This is a genomic window from Helcococcus kunzii ATCC 51366 (genome assembly GCF_000245755.1).
GTDB classification, from domain to species: Bacteria; Bacillota; Clostridia; order Tissierellales; family Peptoniphilaceae; genus Helcococcus; species Helcococcus kunzii.
Genome location: NZ_JH601088.1, coordinates 190,496 through 210,978 on the forward strand (window position 1 = coordinate 190,496; position 20,483 = coordinate 210,978).

A 20,483-nucleotide genomic window follows, 5' to 3' on the forward strand; every position below is an offset into this window, starting at 1 on the left:
GTATTAAATGAATGAAGTTTTAAGATTAAAGAAAAAAGCTGCTGAATTAAGAAGTTTAGTTTTTGATATTATTTATGAAGCGAAAACTGGACATACAGGATCTGATCTTTCATGTACAGATATTCTTACTGTTCTATATTATAAAATTTTAAAAAATGATCCAAATAATCCAGATGATGAAAATCGTGATAGATATATTCAAAGTAAAGGGCATGCAGCTGAGATTTTATGGGCTATATTGGCAGATAGAGGATATTTTGATAAAGAAGAGTTAAAAACTTTTTCTAAATATAAATCAAGACTGATGGGACACCCTAACAATAAAGTTGAGGGTGTTGAAATGAACACTGGTTCTTTAGGTCACGGGCTTGGTCTTTCAGTAGGTGTTGCATTAGCTGCTAAGATTGATAAAAAAGATTATAAAACATATACATTAATGGGAGATGGAGAATTAGCTGAAGGTTCGGTATGGGAAGCGGCTATAGCTGCATCACATTATAAATTAGATAATCTTACTGCTATTATAGATAATAATGGACTTCAAATAACTGGAACTACAACAGAAGTTATGATGACAGAACCGTTGGCAGAAAAGTGGAGAGCATTTGGATGGTATGTTTTAGAAGTAAATGGTAACGATATCGAAGAGTTAATAAATGCTTTTGAAGATAATTCGAATGTAGATAAACCAAAAATGATTATAGCTCATACTGTTAAGGGGAAGGGGTTTGATAAATCTGAAAATCAAATTGGTTGGCATCATAGAGTTCCTAATGAAGAAGAATATTTAGAGGCGAAAAAACAATTTAAAGTTCAGGAGGGAAATTATGAATAATATTCCTAATAGCAAAATGATGTGTAATGTACTTATAGAATCTGCAAAAAAAGATAAAAATATTCTAGTGCTTACAAGTGATTCAAGAGGATCTGGTAAACTTGCTGATTTCGCTGATGCATTTCCTGAAAATATCATTGAAGTCGGGATAGCTGAACAAAATATTGTCAGTATAGGTGCGGGTTTAGCACATTCCGGAAAAAGAGCATTTGTGGTTTCTCCTGCGGCGTTTTTAAGTATGAGGAGTATCGAACAGGTTAAAGTTGATGTTGCATATTCTGAAACAAACGTGAAATTAGTTGGTATAAGTGGAGGAGTCAGCTACGGTGCTTTAGGTATGACTCATCATTCTTTACAAGATTTTGCAGTCACAAGAGCTATACCTAATTTAAGGGTATATTGTCCAGCCGATCAAGTTGAAACAAAAAAACTTTTTGAGCAATTAGTAAAAGATGATAAACCAGCGTATATAAGATTAGGCAGAAATGCCGTGCCAATTTGTTATGATGAAAATTACTCATTTGAGATAGATAAAGCGACAATAATAACAGAAGGAAAAGACATTCTATTAATTGGTATTGGAGAATGCTTAAATGAAGTTATAAAAGCTGGTAAATATTTAGAAGAAGACGGGATTAGCTCTACTATATTAGGTATTCATTCAATTAAACCTCTTGACACTAAAACTATATTAAAGTATAGCAAAGAAATAAAAAATGTGATTTCTGTTGAAGAACATAGTATTTACGGTGGATTAGGATCTGCAATTGCAGAAATTTTGAGTGAGGAAATAGGTATAAAACAAAGAATTATTGGATTACCTGATGAAGCACTGGTTACTGGTAATTCGAAAGAAATATTTCATCATTATGGTCTAGATGCCAAATCTATTTACGAAAGTGCAAAGGATTTATTATCAGGTAAGTAAGATGGCATATAGAATTGTGGTAGATCAAAGTACTACCAATACAAAAGCTATTTTATTTGAGATAGAAGGTAATGGTAGACAAGTAAATAGAGTTGATAGGGTAGACATTCCTCATAAACAAATTTATCCTAAAAAAGGATTTGTGGAACATAATCCAAAGGAAATAATTGAAAATACTATAAAAGTTATTGATGCTGTAATAGATAATAATAAATTAAAATATTCTCAGATAAAAAGCATTTCTATTACTAATCAAAGAGAGACAATTTTAGTTTGGGATAAAATTACTGGTAAAACATATGGAAATGCAATGGTTTGGAAATGCAATAGAGGTATTGAAATATGTGAAAAACTTATAGAAAATGGTTTTGAAGATTTAATAAGAAATAAAACGGGGTTAAAAATTGATCCGTATTTTTCAGCTTCAAAATTAGCACATTTCTTTAAGAATAATAAAATTTGTGAATTAGAAAAGAAAAATTTAGCTATTGGAACAATGGATTCTTGGCTCATTTGGAATCTTTCAGAAGAAGGAAACTTTTATACAGAAGAAAGCAATGCTTGTAGAACTCTTTTATTTGATATAAGAAATAAGAGATGGGATGAAGAACTTTGTAAAATTTTTGATGTGCCTATTAATGCTTTACCTAAAGTGGTTGATTCTAATACTGATTTTGGTGCGTATAAAGGAATAAAAATTTCTTCAGTATTGGCAGATTCTCAATCGGCGCTACTAGGTAATAAATGCCTAGAAGAGGGTCAAATTAAGGCGACCTTAGGTACAGGCTCATCAATGTTGTTAAACTTTGGAAATAAAATATGTAAAAATGAAAGAATTGTTACTACAATAGCATGGAATAAAAATGGAAAAACTACATATGCTTTAGAAGGAATAATAAAATCCTATGGAGATATCCTTAATTGGGGAAAAAATAAATTAAATTTATTTTCTAGTTATGATGAAGCATCGAAACTAGCTTTAGAAGATAATAATAAAACGGATGTGATATTTGTTCCTGCTATTCAGGGGTTAAGCGCTCCATTTTGGAAACCTAAAGCGAAAGGGGCTTTTTTAAATATGTCAATTACTAGTACAAAAAAAGATTTAATAAAAGCGATGTTTGATTCTTTAGCGTTCCAGACTAGAGCGGTGATTGATTTATATGCTGAAGTTCTAAATAAAGAAATAGAGGAAATTTTTCTGGATGGTGGATCTACAAAGAATCCATTCTTTATGCAGCTATTAGCTGATGTAACACAAAAGAAATTATTTGTGATGGATATAGAAGAAGCTTCAGCTTTAGGAACTTTGGTGATAATGGATGGGATGGAGAATTATACTCCAAAAGTTAAGAAAGAATACATTCCTACTAAAAGTTATGAAAGACAATATACAAAATGGAAAGAAATAATAAAAAAAATATTTTAATGATGGAGGTATCATTATGAATTTTGTAGAAAAATTTACAGAAAAAGGGCAAATGATTGCTGGAAAATTACAAGCGAATAGATATATGAAGTCAATATCTGAAGGTTTGATGTCCTTGTTACCAATTATGATGATTGGTGCTTTTTCAGTTCTTTTATCTGCCATGCAATGGGAAACGTATCAGAATTTGATAGCACCAATAAAAGCATATATTGCACTTCCGGCTAAATTTACAAATGACGCACTAGCTTTATATGCTGTGTTTTCTATATCATATAGACTAGCAAAAACTTTTGATATAGATGGATTGGTGCCTGGATTTATTGGGCTATTTAGCTTTTTAGTTGTAACACCAATTACAGAATTTGCTGTTGAAGGCTCTGAAATGCCAGTAGGTGCATTGACTTTTGATTGGTTAGGAGCAAAAGGATTATTTGCTGCTATGATTATTGGTCTTTTATCAACCAGACTATATGTTTTATTTGTAAAACGAAATTGGACAATTAAAATGCCTGATGGAGTGCCACCAACAATAAGTAGAACTTTTTCAGGTTTAATACCTGCAATAATGGTTGGTATAATATTTACTATAGTATCAGCGATATTTAGTAAAACTTCTTTTGGTAGTGTACATCAGTTTGTTTACACATTAATTCAAACTCCACTACAAAATTTAGGTGGTTCAATTTGGTCAATTACAATTGCTCTATTCCTAATGCAATTACTATGGGTGTTTGGTATACATGGCGGTATTGTTATTTTAGCGATTATCAGACCAATAATAACAGCATTAGATTTAGAAAATCTCGCAGCATACCAAGCTGGACAACCAATGCCAAATTTAGTATCAGGTGGTCTTTGGTCAACATATGCTAACTTTTCACCTATGATAGGATTAGTTATAGTTTTACTATTTATGAGTAAAAGTAAACAGTTTAAAACTATAGGAAAATTAGGTGCGCCAGGATCATTATTTGGTATTCATGAACCTTTGATTTTTGGTTTACCAATTGTTATGAATCCAATATTAGCCATTCCATATATTTTGGCTCCAATCGTATGTTTATTACTAGGTTACTTCTTGACTGTTATTGGAATACTTCCAATCCCTATAGGAATGCAAGTGCCATTTGGAGCACCAATATTTGTATCTGGATTACTTCAAGGTAGCTGGAAGTTAGGAGTGGCACAAATTTTAATGATATTTGTCACTACTGCATTATATTATCCATTTGTAAAAATTCTTGATAAAAGAAATGTTAAAGCGGAACAAATGAATAACTAAAAGAGGGGAAGATATGAAATCTTTAATTGAAAATATAGATAATAATGGTGCTTATGTAAAATATTATTTACAAGAACCAAATAAAGAAATTGACATAGATAGAAAATATCCCACTATTGTTATTTGTCCTGGTGGAGCATATTTTTGGACGTCATATAGAGAAGATGAATATGTTGCATTAAAATTTTTATCAGAAGGCTTTAATGTAGCTGTAGTTCACTATGCTACAGAAGGTTTAGAAGCAATGAATGTAGAAAAAGAAGAGGATTTACCAAAGAATCCAGTTTCAAAATTCCCAAATCCACTGATTTCTTTAGCTAAAGTTGTCAAAAACATTAGAGAACATTCGAAAGAATGGTCGGTTGATGAGAATTATATAATAGTAGGAGGCTTCTCAGCTGGAGGAAACTTAACTGCACAATACGGCACTCTTTGGAATCAAAAATGGCTTAGTGAAAAATTAGAATGTGATAGTGAGTTGCTAAAACCTACACATCTAATGTTGGCTTATGCTGCATTAAATCTAAAATATGAAAAAAATGATAAGAATAGAGTTATATATGCAGCAACTGGTAAATTCAATCCTACAAATGAAGAATTGCAATACATTAATCCTATAAGAAATGTATCAAAAGATACACCTCCATCTTTCATTTGGCATACTTTGGAAGATGTATTAGTACCAGCAACTGATTCTTTAGAATTTGCATTAGAATTAAATAAATATGAAATTCCTTATGAACTTCATATTTTTAATAAAGCGAAACATGGTTTAGTATTAGGTGATTTAATGACAGGAGTTAAAGCAGATCAAGCAAATGCCCAAGTTTATAAGTGGGTAGATCTATTCATAGAATGGCTTTCTCCATATAAAACAATCAGAAGAAGCTTTTATAAAGGTATAGAAAAGAAATAAAATAAATTCGAGGAGTAGAGTAATGGACAAAAAGGTAATTATGTTAGCTTGTGCTGGAGGTCTAAGTACAAGTATGTTAGTAACTAAGATGCAAAAAGCTGCATTAGAAAAAGACATAAATGCAGAAATATTTGCAGTATCAACATCTGAAGCGATAAACAAAATAAAAAACAATGATAAAATAGATGTCATACTTTTAGGACCTCAAGTTAAATATCAAGAAAAAGAATTTAAAAAACAAGTAGAAGGAACAAGTATAAAATTAGCAGTCATTAATATGATGGATTATGGAATGATGAATGGTGACAAAGTACTAAATAATGCCATGGAAATGATTTAAATCAATAAAAAAGTGAGAGCTATTGCAAAATGAGAATGTATATTGCAGTAGCTCTTTCTTTATAAAGCAAAATTTTATAAGTTAGAGTTGTAAAATTATTTTAGGAATGTATATTAAAATTTTTATGGTCTAGTCATACTGTTTTATTATATGTGAAATAAGTGGGGGATTGGAAGAATTAGTGATAAATTAGATTCTATTTTTATTTGTTTTAGATAAATTAGTTGATTTTATATTAAATAAGCTGGATAATATCAGGCTATAGATTAAATTGGCTCACAAATCAAATATGGCTACAATTTCACATGGTCCGTATATACCTCACCCCGGTATGTTACGGACCATACCTTATTTTTTTATGGTCCATATATACCCCTCCCAGGTATATTTAGGACCATAAAATTCTAGGAAAATTTAGAAACTATGGTCCCAAAATACCCCACCCCCGTATATTTAAGACCATAAATCTATAGTTTTAAGTGTTAATATAAAAGGAAAACTTGAAAAACATGGTCCGTATTATACCCCCTAGGGGTATATAGGGACCATAATTTTATAACTTATGTTCTTTTAAATACCCCCCGGGGGTATATGGACCATACTTTTAAAAAATATTAGTAAGTCCACCTAAAAATGTATTCTCATTTACAAAAAAATTCAACTCCTATAGGAATGTGTAAATCACAACGATTTGTTTAGCTAACTAATGTGGGGCGCACACTAGTCTCACTCTAGAAAATTACATTCCCTCAACAATCCCGATCCCACGCTAAGCCCAAATCTTAAACATTTCCATTTCCACCCACACTAACCCTCAAACCCACACCTCCCAAATCTTCAACAACCCAAATCCAATCTCAGCCCCGCCCCAAAAAAAAACATTCCCACCAAACCATCCCATTTCCCATAGTTTTGTATTCATCATATTTTATTGCTTCTTATACTATGATATAATAAATTTATTATGATTATTAATTAGATCAAGGAGGGCAGAATGGATAAAAATAAGAAACCATTTTATATTACAACACCTATTTATTATCCAAGTGGTAATTTACATTTGGGGCATACATATACGACTATTGCTGCAGATGTTTTGAAGAGATATAAAAATATTCAAGGTTTTGATGCTTATTTAGTAACTGGTACTGATGAGCATGGACAAAAGATTAAGGAAGAGGCTGAAAAAAGGGGACTTACTCCTTTAGAGTTTACTACAGATATTGTTAAGTCTGTTAAGAAGTTATGGGAAACTTTAGAGATTGATTATGATACATATGTGAGAACGACTGATGAAAATCATGAAAGAAATGTTCGTGATATTTATCAAAAGCTTTATGATAAGGGAGAGATTTATAAAGGGGTTTACGAGGGATATTATTGTAAACCAGATGAAGCTTTTTGGACTGAGACACAATTAGATGAGAATGGAAATTGTCCAGAATGTGGTAGACCAGTTGTAAAACAAACTGAAGAATCTTATTTCTTTAGATTGTCCAAATATACTGACAAGATAAGAAAAATTTATGAAGATATGCCAGAGTTTTTACTTCCTGAAAGAAGTAAGAAAGAAATGATTAATAATTTCCTTGATAAGGGATTGGATGATTTGTCTGTTTCTAGGACAAAGAAATCATTGAGTTGGGGGGTAGAATTACCTTTTGATGAAAATCATGTTGCATATGTTTGGATTGATGCGCTTTCTTCATATTTGACTGGTATTGGTTATGGTGAAGATGAAGAGAAGTTTAATCACTATTGGCCTGTGGGTATTCATTTGATGAGTAAGGAAATTGTGAGATTCCACACAATAATTTGGCCAGCGATTTTAATGGCGCTAGATTTACCTATTCCAAATAGAGTGTTTTCACATGGTTGGATATTATTTGATGACATCAAGATGAGTAAATCTCTTGGAAATGTTGTATATGCAGAGCCATATATTGAAAGATATGGAATCGATGCATTGAAATATTTTGTTTTAAGAGAGTTTACATTTGGACAAGACGGATCATTTACAAATGAAAAATTCTTAAATAGGGTTAATTCTGATTTGGCAAATGATTTAGGAAATCTTGTATCTAGAACAGTTTCTATGATTGAAAAATACAATGATGGAATAGTTGTTGAGCCAACTAAAGAAGGCGATTATGACGATGATTTAAAGAATATTGCCAAAAATGTTATTAATAATGTAGAAAAACATATGGAAGAATTACAATTTTCATATGCTTTAGAAGATATTTGGACACTTGTAAGAAGGACAAATAAATATATTGATGAAACTTCTCCTTGGATTTTAATCAAAGAAGATAAAGAGAGATTAGATACTGTTTTATACAACTTGATTGAATCTATTAGGATTATCGCTCAATTGATAGAACCATTCTTGCCACATACTTCAGAAGAGATATTTGGTCAAATCGGAGTGGAAAACAAGGGATGGGATTCTGCAAGAGAATTTGGCGTGTATCCTGTTGGAAATAAAGTTGAAAAGAAAGATAATCTATTCCCAAGATTAGATATTAAAAAGGAATTAGAAGCGATTCAAATTGCAAATGATGAACTATTTAAGAAGAGAGTAGGAATGGTGAAGGAAGAAGCTAAGGGTGAGGAAGAAATAGAAGAAGTTGAAAATATCGAGTTTTCTGAGTTTGAAAAATTGGATATGAGAATTGGTAAAGTTATTTCTTGTGAAAAACACCCAAATGCTGATAAATTATTAGTGTTTAAAGTGAAAGTTGGAAATGAAGAAAGACAAATAGTTTCAGGTATTAAAAAATGGTATAATCCTGAAGAATTAGTTGGAAAGAACTTAGTTGTCTTGATGAATTTAAAACCAATTAAATTAAGAGGGGTAGAATCACAAGGTATGCTTTTAGCTGCTGAAAAAGATGATAAATTATCTCTTCTTACACCATTAAATGAAGTTGAAAATGGAGCAAAAATCTCATAATGAAAGAATATATAATTGATTCACATGCACATTTAGATCATGAAAGATTTGATGAGGACAGACAAGAAATAATTGATAGATTTGAAGAAGATAAGGTACTTGCGATGATAAATCCCTCTTGTGATTTAGAGTCTGCCTTAGCTTCAATAGAACTTGCGAAAGAAAATGAAAGGGTGTTTGCTATGGTGGGCACTCATCCTCATGAAGCTCAATATTATAATGAAGAATTGAGACAAAAATACAAAGAATTGGCTTTTGAAAATAAGAAAGTAGTAGCTGTTGGAGAGATAGGTTTAGACTATCATTATGATTTTAGTCCAAGAGATAAACAGATTGAAGTGTTTATTGATCAGATTAAATTAGCTAAAGAACTTGATTTGCCGATAGTTATACATTCCAGAGAAGCGTTTGAAGATACCTATAAAGTTTTAAGCGAGCATGCTAAGGGTATGAAAGTCTTGCTTCATTCATTTAATGAAACATGGGAAGAATGTCAAAAATATCTAGAATTAGGTTATTATATTTCTTTAGGTGGAATGATTACATTTAAAAATGCGAAAAACTTGATTAAAGTGGTGGAAAATGTACCTATTGATAAACTTCTTTTAGAAACTGATGCACCATATCTGACACCTGTTCCAAATAGGGGGAAGAGAAATGAGTCAAAATACACTCACTTGGTTGCAAAGCGTGTTTCTGAGATGAGAGTTGAAGATTTAGAATATATTAATGAAACGACAAATAACAATACTATTGAATTTTTTGGGTTGGATTTGCCATGGATAAAATAAAAGAGATAATTGTCGTTGAAGGAAAAAGTGATATAATCGCTGTAAAAAGAGCTTTTGAAGGTAATGTAGATGTTGTCGCGACGCATGGACTAGGCTTGGATGAGAAGCTATTAAACGAACTTGTTTTATTGCAAGAAAAAAGAGGTTTAATAATTTTGACGGATCCGGATTATGCAGGTAAAAGAATTTCAAATATTATTAGAGAATATGTGCCTAATGCTAAGTTTGCATCTATTTCAAGGAAATCTTCTACAAAGAATTCTAATGTAGGGGTAGAAAATGCTTCGGATGAAGCAATCATTGAAGCGATAAATAGAGCAAGACCGAGTTATACTGAATCAAAAGAAAGATTCACTCAAGATGATATAATTGATAATAGGCTTGCGGGGCTACCAAACTCTAAAGATAGGAGAATAGCTCTTTGTGAAAAATTAGGTATCACATATTGTAATGCAAAACAATTGTTAATTAGATTGAATTCTTTTGAAATTACACGAGAAGAATTTAATAAAGCAATTGAAGAAATAGGGGATTAGATGGAAAGAGACAGACTATATTCACCAAAAGTAGTAAAAGAATTAAAGAAGTTTTTTGATTTTAATTTTTCTAAAGGTTTGGGACAAAACTTTTTGATTGATGGAAAAGTTGTAAGAGCAATCTCTGAAGGTGCAAAGATTTCTGCTGAAGATAATGTTTTGGAGATTGGCCCTGGTTTTGGTACACTTACAGAAGAATTATTATTAAAAGCAAAAAAAGTAGTCGCAGTTGAACTAGATGAGAGGCTAAATGTAGTGCTTTCACAAACTGTTGGTCATTTTGATAATTTTGTATTAGTCAATGCCGACATATTAAAAGCAGATTTAAAACAATTAGTTTCAGATCAATTTGGTGATGAGCCTTTCAAAGTAGTAGCAAATCTACCATATTACATCACTACACCAATTATTGAGCTTTTTTTAGAATCAGAACTAAATGTAAAATCATTGACATTTATGGTTCAAAAAGAGGTAGGCGATAGGATTTTAGCAAATCCAGGTAATAAAATATACGGTTCATTGACTGTGTTTGTTAATTTTTATTCTGTGCCAAGTTTAGTAGTAAAAGCACCAAAAGAAATATTTATGCCACGACCAAAAGTAGATAGCGTGGTAATTAATTTGGAAATGAAAGAAAAATTACCGGACGTAGATAAAATAAAATTCTTTAAGTTAATGAGAGGTGGATTTACTAAAAGAAGGAAAAATCTGTTAAATTCATTAACTACGGATGTTTCTTTAGGTATAACAAAAGAAAAATTAAGTCAAATTTTAGAAGAATTAGAAATTCCTTCCAATTATAGGGCGGAAGATTTATCCCTAGAAGATTTTATTAATATTACAAATTTAATTGATAAATATGTTTAATAATAAAAATTGTGGGTAAAAAAGTGAATGAAACGATAATAGGTTGCATTATGACTATGTTTTGTTGTATATTAAAATATAGTTTGCAATACTAAACAGTTTACAACATATATAATATAAATAATAAGGAGAAAGACCAATGGAAAAAGTAGTAGTATATTCATCAGACACATGTCCTTACTGTGTAGCAGCAAAGGATTTTTTAAAGGAAAATAAAGTAGATTTTGTAGAAAAAAATGTAACAACTGATACAGAAGCTAGAAACGAATTAATCGAAAAAGGTTATAGAGGCGTTCCTGTTATAGTTGTTGGTGATGAAGAAATCGTAGGTTTTGACAAGCCAAGATTAGAAAGTCTATTAAATTTATAAAATAAATAAAAAATAAGACTGTTGCAAAATGAATTTATTTTACAACAGTCTTTTTTTATATATTTAATTTATTTTCTATCTATAGTTGGCTTCTTTTCACCAGCTTTCACCATTTCTTCTTTTAATATTTCACAAAGTTGATCTCTTATTTCTGAATATTCTTCATCGTGAACAACATTGTTAAGTTCAAAAGGATCTTTCTTTAAATCATATAAATAATCGTCAAGATAATAATCGCTTGAAGATTCTTCAAATCCATCTTTACCTGGTGCGTATACAGCGTATAGATAATCTTCCGTTCTAATCGCTCTACCAACTCTACTTTCACTGATTTGTATAAATGCTAAGTTGTTTCTGCTTACTTTTGATCCGTCTATGATTTTTGTTAAGTCCTCACCAATCATTTTATCACCGACATCATAACCAGCAATTGATAAAATAGTTTTTGGAAGAGATGCAGTTGAGATGATATCATCAATTCTCTTTCCGCCCTTAAATCCTGGACCGTAAATGATAAATGGTACGTGACTTGCTGATGCGTGTGCAGTTCTCTTGTAGTCATCAGCACCATGTAAGTGTTCGTCATTGTTTCTTGTTTTGAAATGAGAACCATGATCGGAGATGAAGATGATAACAGTATTGTCAAATAGGTCTTCCTTTTTCAATCTATCAATTATTCTTCCTAAGTTATCATCGATTGATCTAATTTGACCTAAATAATCAGGATATTCTTCGTGCGCATCCGCTTGTGGATAAACTTCGGATAAAACTTCCAAGTCTTTAGGTAATACATAATCCTTAAATCTTTCTTTTGAGCCTTCTGGTCCTTCGTATGTGTGTCTATCATTTTGGTGATGAGGCTCAATATGAGAAATAGTTAGGAAGAATGGTTTTTCTTTATCATATTGATCAAAAAACTCTAAACCAAAATCGGTAATTTTATCAACTCTATATCCCTTAAATTCTAATTTATTATTATTTTCATCAAAAACATAACCATCATAGCCGTGTGAGGTTTCTTCAAGTGCGTCAGCAACACGCCAAAATCCTTTATATCCACCTCTAAATTCCATAGGAATGGCAGTAGTTGAATGATAATATTCAAAATTACCTTGTGGGTCGGCTTGACTAGCTAAATGCCATTTACCAACATAAGCATTTTCATAACCTAAATCTTCCATATAGTTGGCAAGAGTTTTAATATCATGTGGCAACATAATATTGTTTCTATACGTACCAATTGTTGTTGGATATTGTCCAGATTGAAAAATGGATCTTAATGGTCCACAAACTGGTTGTGGTGAAAAAGCATTTTCAAATAATACACCATCTTCGGCTAATTCATCAACTACAGGGCTTACATCAAGTGGATATCCATAAGATCCAAGCGTGTCCCATCTTTGTTGATCTGTAAAATAAAGCAAAATATTTTTTTTCATTCTTCTCTCCTAAATTAATTTGTTATTTCCGTTTATTTACATACTCTAAATCCACAGTTACTTGCTGTAGAGCTTGCAGAGTTACCATTTCTTGCACCTAATCTATATCTATTGCAATAGCTTGGGTGGCATAAAAATGAACCGCCTCTTGTAGCAAATTGTGAATTATCATTTACATTTTCCAAATTATATGGTGGATAAATCTTATAATCTACAGTCTTAAATGTTTCTAAATCTAAATATCTTGGATTCATACACCATTCCCACACATTTCCAATCACATTATAAAGTCCAAATTTATTAGGACTAAAATATTTTGCTGGGCAAGTTCCTAAAAATCCATCTTTTTCAGTATTGGTATGAGGGAAGTCACCTTGAAATATATTTGCCATATATTTTTCGTCTTGAAGGAATGTATCTCCCCAAGGCCATTTGTATTCGGAGCCTGCTCTAGCAGCGTATTCCCATTCTGCTTCAGAAGGTAGTCTATAATTTCCCCATTCACAAAATGCCAATGCATCAAAATATGAAATGTGTACCACTGGGTGATCTAAAATGTCATCTATATTTGAATCAGGTCCAAAAGGATGTTTCCAAGATGCTCCTTTTACATAATACCACCATAGAGTTCGCTCAACCTTTAGTGAATTTTTCTTTGTTTCTTCATCTAAAAGTAGATGAAACACAAATGATCCTCCGTAAGTTTCCGCTGTCGTAGTATAATTTGTTTTATCAACAAATTCCTTAAAATGTTCATTGGTGATTGTTGTATCGCTGATTTGAAATTCGTTGATACTCACAGAAACCTGAGGAGTTTCTTTATCAAGAGGGTGCCCTTCATCAGTTGTTGCGCCCATTTTAAATGTACCGCTAGGTATATTCACAAAATTTATTTTACTCATATCATCCTCCATAATGATTTATCAAATAAGCTTGGAAAACTGTTATTTTAATTGTGTCAAGATATAGCTATAGTCTTTTTCTTCTAATTTTTGAATCATAGCAATGCCATCTCCTAAAGGAATTAGTGTGGTTTTTATAGCATCGTCACCTTGTATAAAATCCAAAAATTGATTTAATCTTCTATGAATTTTTCTCCATCTTCTAGCAACACTTTTTTCATCATCTAAAATAGTGCCACCTTGAAAGATATCATCAACAATCATTATGCCACCTTTATTAAGGAGTTTCATGCAAATTGGGAAAAATTCAATATATTTTGATTTTGCACTATCCATAAAAATGAAATCAAATTTTTCATTTATTTCTGGAAGAATGTCTCTCGCATCACCTTCAAATAACTTTATTTTCTCTTGTAGCTTAAATTCTTCAATCTTCTTTTTTGCCCTTTCTGACATTATATCATGTCTTTCAATTGTGTATATGATTCCCTCAGAATCTAAGTGTTTAGACATCAGTATACTTGAGAATCCCACAGCAGTTCCGATTTCTAAAATCTTTTTTGGTTTCAATAATCCTAATTGAAAATCAAGAAATACGGCTGTTTCATGAGGTATGATAGGTATTCTTTTTTTATTGCACCATTTTTCCAGTTTATCTAAATCTTTGTCAAATCTTCTTTGAGATTTTCTCATATATTCAACAACATTTTCTTTTACAATGGGTCTATCCATCATTTCATTTAACATACTACCTCTAATTTATTTGTTTAATTGTTCAAGTAAAAAATCTATTTCAATACCGTGTACCATTGCGGCTTCCTCAACGGTTTCCAACTGGCTTACTGGACACCCTATACATGCTAAACCAAATGATAATAAAGTGCCAAGTGTTTGTGGTTTTAATTGTATTACATCTGCTAATATCATATCAGAAGTAATGATTACTTTATCTTTCTTATCTGTCATAATTTCCCCCTTTTTCTAAGTATTATATAATATAATGCCCGAAAATTAAAATTATTAATCAGCAAAATAAAATAAAAAAATTTGACAATAATTTATATAATTAGTATAATTTAATATTTATTTGACTAGTTTCGTTTATTGTGGTACTATAGAGTTGTCAAAATAAATATGAAGGATGTGAAGAAATGAAAAGATCGGAAGCATTAACAGCAATCAGGAATGAGGTTGAAGAAATTATCGGAAAGAAGGTTCAATTGAAAGCTGATAAAGGACGTAAAAGAATTGTTACTAGAGAGGGATATATTGAAAGTACATTTCCTAATCTATTTACAGTAAGGGTTACAAATGATTTTGATGAAAATTTAACTGTATCCTATACATATTCAGACGTTTTGACATCAACTGTACAAATAAAAGTAGTAAGTTAGTATTATGTAAGCATCGATTGTCGATGCTTTTTTTATGTGCTAAAATAAAAACATAAAAGTATGAGAGAAGGATAATTTTATGGATAAAAGAAATATGCCGATAGGAGTATTTGATTCAGGAATTGGCGGTATTACAGTTTTAAAAGAGTTAAAGAGAGTATTACCAAATGAAAACTATATTTATCTTGGGGATTTGAAAAATAGTCCATATGGAGAAAAAACTGGAGATCAAGTATTTGAATTTACAAAGAATAATATCAATTTTTTGATATCAAAAAATGTCAAATTGATAGTTTTTGCGTGTAATACAGCTTCTTCATACAGAGTTGAAGAATTGAGAGATATGTTTGATGTGCCGATAATTACTATTATTGAGTCAGCAATAAATACAATTGATATTGATGATAAAAAAATACTGTTGGCAGCCACAAAAGCGACAGTTAATTCGCATTCTTATAATAAAAAAATGCAAGAGAGAAATATTAAATCAGAGATTTATTCTCAAGCATGTTCAGAGCTTGTTCCTCATATAGAAGCCGGAGATTTATCGCAAGAAGAAACACAACATCTTGTAGATTCATATATTAAGAAATATCGAGATAAAGAAATAGATTTTTTATTGCTAGGTTGTACGCATTATCCTATATGGAGACAATATTTTAGCAATGCAATTGGTGAGAAAACCAAAATAATTGACCCTGCAATTCAAATAGCACAGGATGTAAAAGCTTTGCTTGAAAATGAACAATTATCAAATGTTGAAAATACAAGTGATACAGCGTTTTATGTAACGGCAGATTTAGAAAAATTTCATAAAAATATTAATCTTTTATTGGGTGATATTTCAAAAGAAAAAATTAAACTTGTACATTTAAAATAAAATAAAAAAACTTTATCGATAAAAATATCTCAAAACAGCAAAATAATTGAAAAAAACTTGTATTTTCGTCTTTAATTATATAACTATATATAGTATAATTGTTTGAGACAAGAGATTATGTGAAAATATAAAAAGGCGATTAGATGAGTGACATTAGAAGAAATCAATTTTTAAGAAAAAAAATTAAAGAAAAAAAGAAAAAGCAAGAGAGAAGGATATTGGTGGCACTTGGATTAGTGGTTACTATAACCTCATCAATTGCTTTAATTTCTTTATCAAATACTAAAAACGTAAATGCGGACACTGCTCAACCGATTACCATTCAAGAAACAAGATCAGAAACTAAGAATGAAACAGAAAAAGAATCGGTTAAAACTGAAAAATCAGGAGCTGTTGACACTAAAAAATTCAACGATAAAATAATTGGGTATAAAAAGGTTGTTGAAGATTCAACTGTTTTGGAAACAATTAGTGAAAATCCAAAGAGATTATATGATGTAGTTGCTGGAGAATATATTGAATTTTTAGGCGAAGAAAATGGATGGTCAAAAGTTTCATATAAAGACATTGTGGGATATATTGAATCATCTGTTTTAGAAGATACTAAAGAAAATGAACTTAAAGTAGTGGATGGAGTGCTATTAGCTACTAAAAACTTTACCATTCCAACAGATTTTAAGACAAGGTTTAATGTTGAAGCAGAAAATGCTATGATGGTTATGTTTGAAGCTATGAAGAGAGATGGTTTAGAAATTAGCCTATCAAGAAAATATATTGAATCAGATGAAAATATTGAGGAAAATGCAGATACTAAATATCCATTCCCAAATATTGAACAACACGAATTAAGGACAGGAAGATCGATAGAATTTAGCATTCCAAATAGTGCTACAGCAATTAATTTTGAAGATACAGCACAAGGAAAATGGATTAAAAATAATTCTTATAAATTTGGATTTGTACAAAGATATCCAAGTGGAAAAGAAAATATAACAGGATTCATCGAAAATGATAGGATATATACTTATGTTGGATCTGAGATAGCTACAGAGATGCACAAAAATAATTTAACTATGGAAGAGTATTTTAGATAAGATTAGAGGTCATTTATGGATAAGACAATTATAGAAGAGTTACTAGGAAATAAGTTTGGAAAAGCTAGAGAAAATGTAATGTTAAATAAATACACAACATTTAACATTGGTGGGCCAGCAGATATATTAGTTGAGCCAGAAACTGAAGAACAAATTTCAAGTCTAGTAAAATTCTGTAATGAAAAAGAAATACCATTAACTGTAATAGGTAAGGGATCAAACCTACTTATTAAAGATAAGGGTATTAGAGGTGTTGTTATAGCTTTAAGAGAAAACTTTAGCGATATAACAGTTGACGGAAACATCGTTACTGCTCAGGCAGGAGCTTCATTGAGAAATACGTCAATAAAATCTTTTGAAAATAATTTGACAGGTATGGAAGCTGTAAGTGGTATACCGGGTTCAGTAGGTGGAGCAATCATTATGAATGCTGGAGCTTATGGCACTGAAATGAAGGACATTGTAAAATCCGTAAGATGCATGCATCGTGATGGAGAAATTGTTGAATACACAAATGAAGAAATGGACTTTTCATATAGACATTCATTAGCATCAGAAAATGAATATGTCGTTATCTCCACTTCATTTGAACTAAAAGAAGGAAATAAAGAAGAAATTTATGCTGCTTTTGAAGATTTTGATTACAAAAGAAGCTCAAGACAACCATTAGACAGACATTCAGCAGGATCTACATTTAAAAGACCAGAAGGTCATTATGCATCAAAGCTTATAGATGATGCTGGATTAAGAGGATTTACCATTGACAAAGCACAAGTTTCAGAGAAGCATTGTGGATTTTTAATAAATATTGATGATGCAACATGTGAAAATATGTTGACATTGATTAAAGAAGTACAAAAGAGAATAAAAGATGACTTTGGTGTAACATTAGAAACCGAAGTAAAAATTATAGGCGAATAAAATTTGGAGGATTTATGGATATTGTAATAATAACAGGTATGAGTGGTGCGGGTAAGACATCCGTATTAAATATATGTCAAGATAATGATTATTACAGTATTGACAACATTCCTCCTAAATTAATCAACGAATATTTTGACTTAATAAAAGATGATAAAGGCCATTATAATAAGTTTGCATTTGTAATAGATGTTAGAGTAGGTGGATTTTTAGAAGATTTAGAAGATGAAATTATAAAACTAAGAAATGACGGTCACAATGTAAAAGTCATTTTTTTAGATGCTTTAGACGAAGTACTTATAAGAAGATTTCAGGAAAAGAGAAGACCGCATTATTTTAAATCTTTGACTTTAAGTAATGCGATTGCTCTTGAAAGAGAAACTTTATTAAATGTAAGAGAATTTACAGACATATATATAGATACATCTGGGAATAATTTATCTGCTTTAAATTCTAAAATGCTAGATGTATTGGGTGTTGGCAATGAGGCCAATATTCAAATTGTGAGTTTTGGTTTTAAATATGGTACACTTATAGAAGCAGATTTTTTATTTGACGTTAGATTTATTGATAATCCGTTTTACATTCCAGAGATGAAAGAAAACACAGGAAAAGATAAAAATGTTAGTGAATACGTCTTGGGATTTGAAGTTACAAAACAATTTTTAGATAATGTGGAAGAATTAATCAATACGGTTGTGCCACATTTTGTTCAACAAAGTAAAAATAATCTAGTAATTGGTATAGGTTGCACAGGTGGTAAACATAGATCTGTTGCAATTACAGAAGAATTAAATCTAAGACTAAGTAGAAAATATAATACATCTGTATTTCATAGAGAAAGAAAAAATTGGTAGACTAAAATTAATTATTAAAGAAAAGGAGGTGGTTTTATGAGAGAACATAGCGCAGGTGGCGTTGTAATTAAAAATGGGAAAGTTCTACTTCTAAGAAAATATTACGGCGACTGGGTGTTGCCTAAAGGTAAAATGGAAACTGATGAAACCACTGCCATAACAGCAATGAGAGAGGTTAGTGAAGAAACCGGTATAAAAGCAGAGATAGTTTCTAAAGTTGGATATGCTCGTTACTATTATTATAATCACAACAGCGAAAAAGTATCTAAAAGAGTAGACTATTATCTAATGAGATTTAAAGGTGGTGAACTTATACCACAGAAAGAAGAAGGATTTGCCGTAGCTGAATTTGTTGATTATGACAGAGCGGTTGATATACTTAAACATGATTCTGAAAAGAACATGGTGATGAATGCAATGAGATTATATGATCAAAATAAGGAAGAATGATGTCTTTTTCAAATAAAGTAAAATTGGAGCTTTCCGAGCTTGAAATTACAAATAAGCTTGAGGCACTATTAGAACTATCATCAATATTAAAGGTAAATGCAAGCATTTCTATAAGGAATGCTTTTATTAATATAAACTTTACTACAGAAAGTGAGTATGTAGTAAAAAGGATATATAAACTTATAGATTTTCTATATGGTTATGAATGCATAATCGGTAGGGTAGAAAATAATAATTTAATGAAAAATGGTTTGTTTACTCTTATAGTAGAAGATGAGAGTATAGTAAATAGAATAATGAATGAATCAGGTTTCGACTTTTATGGTAATTATGTCGAATCTATTAATAAGATGTTTTCTCGTATAATTAGCTCTAAGGAGAAAGGTGTATCTGCCTACCTAAGAGGCGTTTTTTTAGGTGCTGGTAGCATAGTGGACCCTAATAAAAATTATCACTTAGAATTAATTTTAACGAGCGATGAAGATGTAAAGTTGTTAGAAAAGGTGTTAGACTATTCATATATAGAAACGCTATTTAATAAAAGAAAAGATAAAAATATCGTTTATATAAAGAATTCAGAAATGATTGCTGATTTTTTAAATAGAATAGAAGCTACACGTGCGTTATTAGAATTGGAAAATGTAAAAATAAAAAAAGATCTTCGAAACAATATTAATAGAAGAATGAATTTTGATATGGCAAATATTAATAAGACGGTAGAAACTTCCATGAAACAAATTTCTTATATAGAAATGATTGAAGAAAATTCTACTATGCCAGAAGATTTAATTGAGATTGCAAATTTAAGAAAATTATATCCAGAGTATTCTTTAAAGCAACTTGCGGATATCCATAATCCAAAAATAACAAAATCGTCAGTCTCATATAAGATGAAGAAAATAGAGAAAATAGCCAAAAAACTAATGAATTAAAAGACTTCTAAAATTTTTAGAAGTTTTTTTTAATTTAAACTTGACATTCAAGATATATCTTGCTAATATAATAGAGCACCACAAATTGAGTGAAGCGAAAAAAATATTGAAAAAAATATTTTGAAAAAAAAAGCTTGACAAAATAAAATGATGGTGTTAATATAATAAAGTCGCATCGAGAGAGACTCTTGAGAGACTTAAAAAAATAAAGAACCTAAACAAGTAAATAACGTCAATAACTTTTGAGTAATAATTTCAAAAAATAAGCTAGATCAAACTTTAATTTGAGAGTTTGATCCTGGCTCAGGACGAACGCTGGCGGCGTGCTTAACACATGCAAGTTGAACGAGAATTTTTCAGT

At 30.7% G+C, this 20,483-nt stretch carries 22 protein-coding genes; 18 read left to right on the forward strand and 4 right to left on the reverse strand.

Annotated features, from left to right (window positions below; translation table 11 throughout):
- Positions 1 to 7 precede the first annotated feature (7 nt).
- From HMPREF9709_RS00825 to HMPREF9709_RS00875, 11 genes are all read left to right on the forward strand, one after another.
- Positions 8 to 835, forward strand: a complete 828-nt coding sequence (locus HMPREF9709_RS00825; RefSeq protein ID WP_005397030.1) for a transketolase — start codon at positions 8 to 10, stop codon at positions 833 to 835.
- Positions 828 to 1,763, forward strand: a complete 936-nt coding sequence (locus HMPREF9709_RS00830; protein WP_005397035.1) for a transketolase family protein — start codon at positions 828 to 830, stop codon at positions 1,761 to 1,763. Before HMPREF9709_RS00825 ends, HMPREF9709_RS00830 begins: the two co-directional genes overlap by 8 nt.
- 1 nt (position 1,764) lies before the next feature.
- Positions 1,765 to 3,192, forward strand: coding sequence for an FGGY-family carbohydrate kinase (locus HMPREF9709_RS00835; RefSeq protein WP_005397037.1), 1,428 nt, complete (start codon positions 1,765 to 1,767; stop codon positions 3,190 to 3,192).
- Positions 3,193 to 3,208: 16 nt separating this feature from the next.
- On the forward strand, positions 3,209 to 4,477 hold the full coding sequence (locus HMPREF9709_RS00840) for a PTS sugar transporter subunit IIC (protein WP_005397038.1): 1,269 nt from the start codon (positions 3,209 to 3,211) through the stop codon (positions 4,475 to 4,477).
- Positions 4,478 to 4,490: 13 nt separating this feature from the next.
- Positions 4,491 to 5,393: an alpha/beta hydrolase gene (locus HMPREF9709_RS00845; protein WP_005397039.1), complete on the forward strand. Its 903-nt coding sequence runs from the start codon at positions 4,491 to 4,493 to the stop codon at positions 5,391 to 5,393.
- 22 nt (positions 5,394 to 5,415) lie between these two features.
- On the forward strand, positions 5,416 to 5,733 hold the full coding sequence (locus HMPREF9709_RS00850; RefSeq protein WP_005397040.1) for a PTS sugar transporter subunit IIB: 318 nt from the start codon (positions 5,416 to 5,418) through the stop codon (positions 5,731 to 5,733).
- A gap of 994 nt (positions 5,734 to 6,727) precedes the next feature.
- Positions 6,728 to 8,689 (forward strand): methionine--tRNA ligase, encoded by a 1,962-nt coding sequence (gene metG, locus HMPREF9709_RS00855; RefSeq protein WP_005397041.1) that lies wholly within the window; start codon positions 6,728 to 6,730, stop codon positions 8,687 to 8,689.
- Positions 8,689 to 9,480, forward strand: coding sequence for a TatD family hydrolase (locus HMPREF9709_RS00860; protein WP_005397042.1), 792 nt, complete (start codon positions 8,689 to 8,691; stop codon positions 9,478 to 9,480). The genes metG and HMPREF9709_RS00860 overlap by 1 nt, the downstream gene beginning before the upstream one ends.
- Positions 9,468 to 10,016, forward strand: coding sequence for a ribonuclease M5 (gene rnmV / locus HMPREF9709_RS00865; protein WP_005397043.1), 549 nt, complete (start codon positions 9,468 to 9,470; stop codon positions 10,014 to 10,016). Before HMPREF9709_RS00860 ends, rnmV begins: the two co-directional genes overlap by 13 nt.
- The gene (rsmA, locus tag HMPREF9709_RS00870) at positions 10,017 to 10,883 is read left to right on the forward strand and encodes a 16S rRNA (adenine(1518)-N(6)/adenine(1519)-N(6))-dimethyltransferase RsmA (protein ID WP_005397045.1); all 867 of its coding nucleotides are present in this window, start codon (positions 10,017 to 10,019) and stop codon (positions 10,881 to 10,883) included.
- Positions 10,884 to 11,022: 139 nt separating this feature from the next.
- Positions 11,023 to 11,253: a glutaredoxin family protein gene (locus HMPREF9709_RS00875; protein ID WP_005397046.1), complete on the forward strand. Its 231-nt coding sequence runs from the start codon at positions 11,023 to 11,025 to the stop codon at positions 11,251 to 11,253.
- Between the two features lie 68 nt (positions 11,254 to 11,321).
- Here HMPREF9709_RS00875 and HMPREF9709_RS00880 read toward each other — a convergent pair whose 3' ends face one another.
- From HMPREF9709_RS00880 to HMPREF9709_RS00895, 4 genes are read right to left on the reverse strand one after another with little or no spacing between them, the layout of a single operon-like run.
- Entirely contained in the window at positions 11,322 to 12,692 is a 1,371-nt protein-coding gene (locus HMPREF9709_RS00880; protein ID WP_005397047.1) for a sulfatase-like hydrolase/transferase, read from the reverse strand.
- Between the two features lie 32 nt (positions 12,693 to 12,724).
- Entirely contained in the window at positions 12,725 to 13,594 is an 870-nt protein-coding gene (locus tag HMPREF9709_RS00885) for a formylglycine-generating enzyme family protein (protein ID WP_005397048.1), read from the reverse strand.
- Between the two features lie 42 nt (positions 13,595 to 13,636).
- Positions 13,637 to 14,341: an O-methyltransferase gene (locus tag HMPREF9709_RS00890; protein WP_005397049.1), complete on the reverse strand. Its 705-nt coding sequence runs from the start codon at positions 14,339 to 14,341 to the stop codon at positions 13,637 to 13,639.
- A 12-nt stretch (positions 14,342 to 14,353) separates the two neighbouring features.
- Entirely contained in the window at positions 14,354 to 14,560 is a 207-nt protein-coding gene (locus tag HMPREF9709_RS00895; protein ID WP_005397050.1) for a DUF1858 domain-containing protein, read from the reverse strand.
- 185 nt (positions 14,561 to 14,745) lie between these two features.
- Here HMPREF9709_RS00895 and HMPREF9709_RS00900 point away from each other — a divergent pair, with 185 nt between their 5' ends.
- From HMPREF9709_RS00900 to whiA, 7 genes are all read left to right on the forward strand, one after another.
- Positions 14,746 to 14,988: a Veg family protein gene (locus HMPREF9709_RS00900; RefSeq protein ID WP_005397051.1), complete on the forward strand. Its 243-nt coding sequence runs from the start codon at positions 14,746 to 14,748 to the stop codon at positions 14,986 to 14,988.
- 79 nt (positions 14,989 to 15,067) lie between these two features.
- Positions 15,068 to 15,868: a glutamate racemase gene (murI, locus tag HMPREF9709_RS00905; protein WP_005397052.1), complete on the forward strand. Its 801-nt coding sequence runs from the start codon at positions 15,068 to 15,070 to the stop codon at positions 15,866 to 15,868.
- Positions 15,869 to 16,011: 143 nt separating this feature from the next.
- Positions 16,012 to 16,962: a D-alanyl-D-alanine carboxypeptidase family protein gene (locus HMPREF9709_RS00910; RefSeq protein ID WP_005397053.1), complete on the forward strand. Its 951-nt coding sequence runs from the start codon at positions 16,012 to 16,014 to the stop codon at positions 16,960 to 16,962.
- A gap of 15 nt (positions 16,963 to 16,977) precedes the next feature.
- A complete protein-coding gene (gene murB, locus HMPREF9709_RS00915; protein WP_005397054.1) occupies positions 16,978 to 17,883 on the forward strand; it encodes a UDP-N-acetylmuramate dehydrogenase in 906 nt (301 codons plus the stop codon).
- 14 nt (positions 17,884 to 17,897) lie between these two features.
- Positions 17,898 to 18,740 carry an RNase adapter RapZ gene (rapZ, locus tag HMPREF9709_RS00920; protein WP_005397056.1) on the forward strand — a complete coding sequence of 281 codons (843 nt, stop codon included), beginning with the start codon at positions 17,898 to 17,900 and terminating at the stop codon, positions 18,738 to 18,740.
- Between the two features lie 36 nt (positions 18,741 to 18,776).
- Positions 18,777 to 19,190 carry an NUDIX hydrolase gene (locus tag HMPREF9709_RS00925; RefSeq protein WP_005397058.1) on the forward strand — a complete coding sequence of 138 codons (414 nt, stop codon included), beginning with the start codon at positions 18,777 to 18,779 and terminating at the stop codon, positions 19,188 to 19,190.
- Complete coding sequence (gene whiA, locus HMPREF9709_RS00930) at positions 19,190 to 20,122, forward strand: DNA-binding protein WhiA (protein ID WP_005397060.1); 933 nt, start codon at positions 19,190 to 19,192, stop codon at positions 20,120 to 20,122. Before HMPREF9709_RS00925 ends, whiA begins: the two co-directional genes overlap by 1 nt.
- Positions 20,123 to 20,483: the final 361 nt, after the last annotated feature.

Coding starts and splice junctions, on each gene's coding strand:
- HMPREF9709_RS00825 (WP_005397030.1), top strand. CDS start 8: ATGAATGAAGTTTTAAGATTAAAGAAAAAAGCTGCTGAATTAAGAAGT.
- HMPREF9709_RS00830 (WP_005397035.1), top strand. CDS start 828: ATGAATAATATTCCTAATAGCAAAATGATGTGTAATGTACTTATAGAA.
- HMPREF9709_RS00835 (WP_005397037.1), top strand. CDS start 1,765: ATGGCATATAGAATTGTGGTAGATCAAAGTACTACCAATACAAAAGCT.
- HMPREF9709_RS00840 (WP_005397038.1), top strand. CDS start 3,209: ATGAATTTTGTAGAAAAATTTACAGAAAAAGGGCAAATGATTGCTGGA.
- HMPREF9709_RS00845 (WP_005397039.1), top strand. CDS start 4,491: ATGAAATCTTTAATTGAAAATATAGATAATAATGGTGCTTATGTAAAA.
- HMPREF9709_RS00850 (WP_005397040.1), top strand. CDS start 5,416: ATGGACAAAAAGGTAATTATGTTAGCTTGTGCTGGAGGTCTAAGTACA.
- metG (WP_005397041.1), top strand. CDS start 6,728: ATGGATAAAAATAAGAAACCATTTTATATTACAACACCTATTTATTAT.
- HMPREF9709_RS00860 (WP_005397042.1), top strand. CDS start 8,689: ATGAAAGAATATATAATTGATTCACATGCACATTTAGATCATGAAAGA.
- rnmV (WP_005397043.1), top strand. CDS start 9,468: ATGGATAAAATAAAAGAGATAATTGTCGTTGAAGGAAAAAGTGATATA.
- rsmA (WP_005397045.1), top strand. CDS start 10,017: ATGGAAAGAGACAGACTATATTCACCAAAAGTAGTAAAAGAATTAAAG.
- HMPREF9709_RS00875 (WP_005397046.1), top strand. CDS start 11,023: ATGGAAAAAGTAGTAGTATATTCATCAGACACATGTCCTTACTGTGTA.
- HMPREF9709_RS00880 (WP_005397047.1), bottom strand. CDS start 12,692: ATGAAAAAAAATATTTTGCTTTATTTTACAGATCAACAAAGATGGGAC.
- HMPREF9709_RS00885 (WP_005397048.1), bottom strand. CDS start 13,594: ATGAGTAAAATAAATTTTGTGAATATACCTAGCGGTACATTTAAAATG.
- HMPREF9709_RS00890 (WP_005397049.1), bottom strand. CDS start 14,341: ATGTTAAATGAAATGATGGATAGACCCATTGTAAAAGAAAATGTTGTT.
- HMPREF9709_RS00895 (WP_005397050.1), bottom strand. CDS start 14,560: ATGACAGATAAGAAAGATAAAGTAATCATTACTTCTGATATGATATTA.
- HMPREF9709_RS00900 (WP_005397051.1), top strand. CDS start 14,746: ATGAAAAGATCGGAAGCATTAACAGCAATCAGGAATGAGGTTGAAGAA.
- murI (WP_005397052.1), top strand. CDS start 15,068: ATGGATAAAAGAAATATGCCGATAGGAGTATTTGATTCAGGAATTGGC.
- HMPREF9709_RS00910 (WP_005397053.1), top strand. CDS start 16,012: ATGAGTGACATTAGAAGAAATCAATTTTTAAGAAAAAAAATTAAAGAA.
- murB (WP_005397054.1), top strand. CDS start 16,978: ATGGATAAGACAATTATAGAAGAGTTACTAGGAAATAAGTTTGGAAAA.
- rapZ (WP_005397056.1), top strand. CDS start 17,898: ATGGATATTGTAATAATAACAGGTATGAGTGGTGCGGGTAAGACATCC.
- HMPREF9709_RS00925 (WP_005397058.1), top strand. CDS start 18,777: ATGAGAGAACATAGCGCAGGTGGCGTTGTAATTAAAAATGGGAAAGTT.
- whiA (WP_005397060.1), top strand. CDS start 19,190: ATGTCTTTTTCAAATAAAGTAAAATTGGAGCTTTCCGAGCTTGAAATT.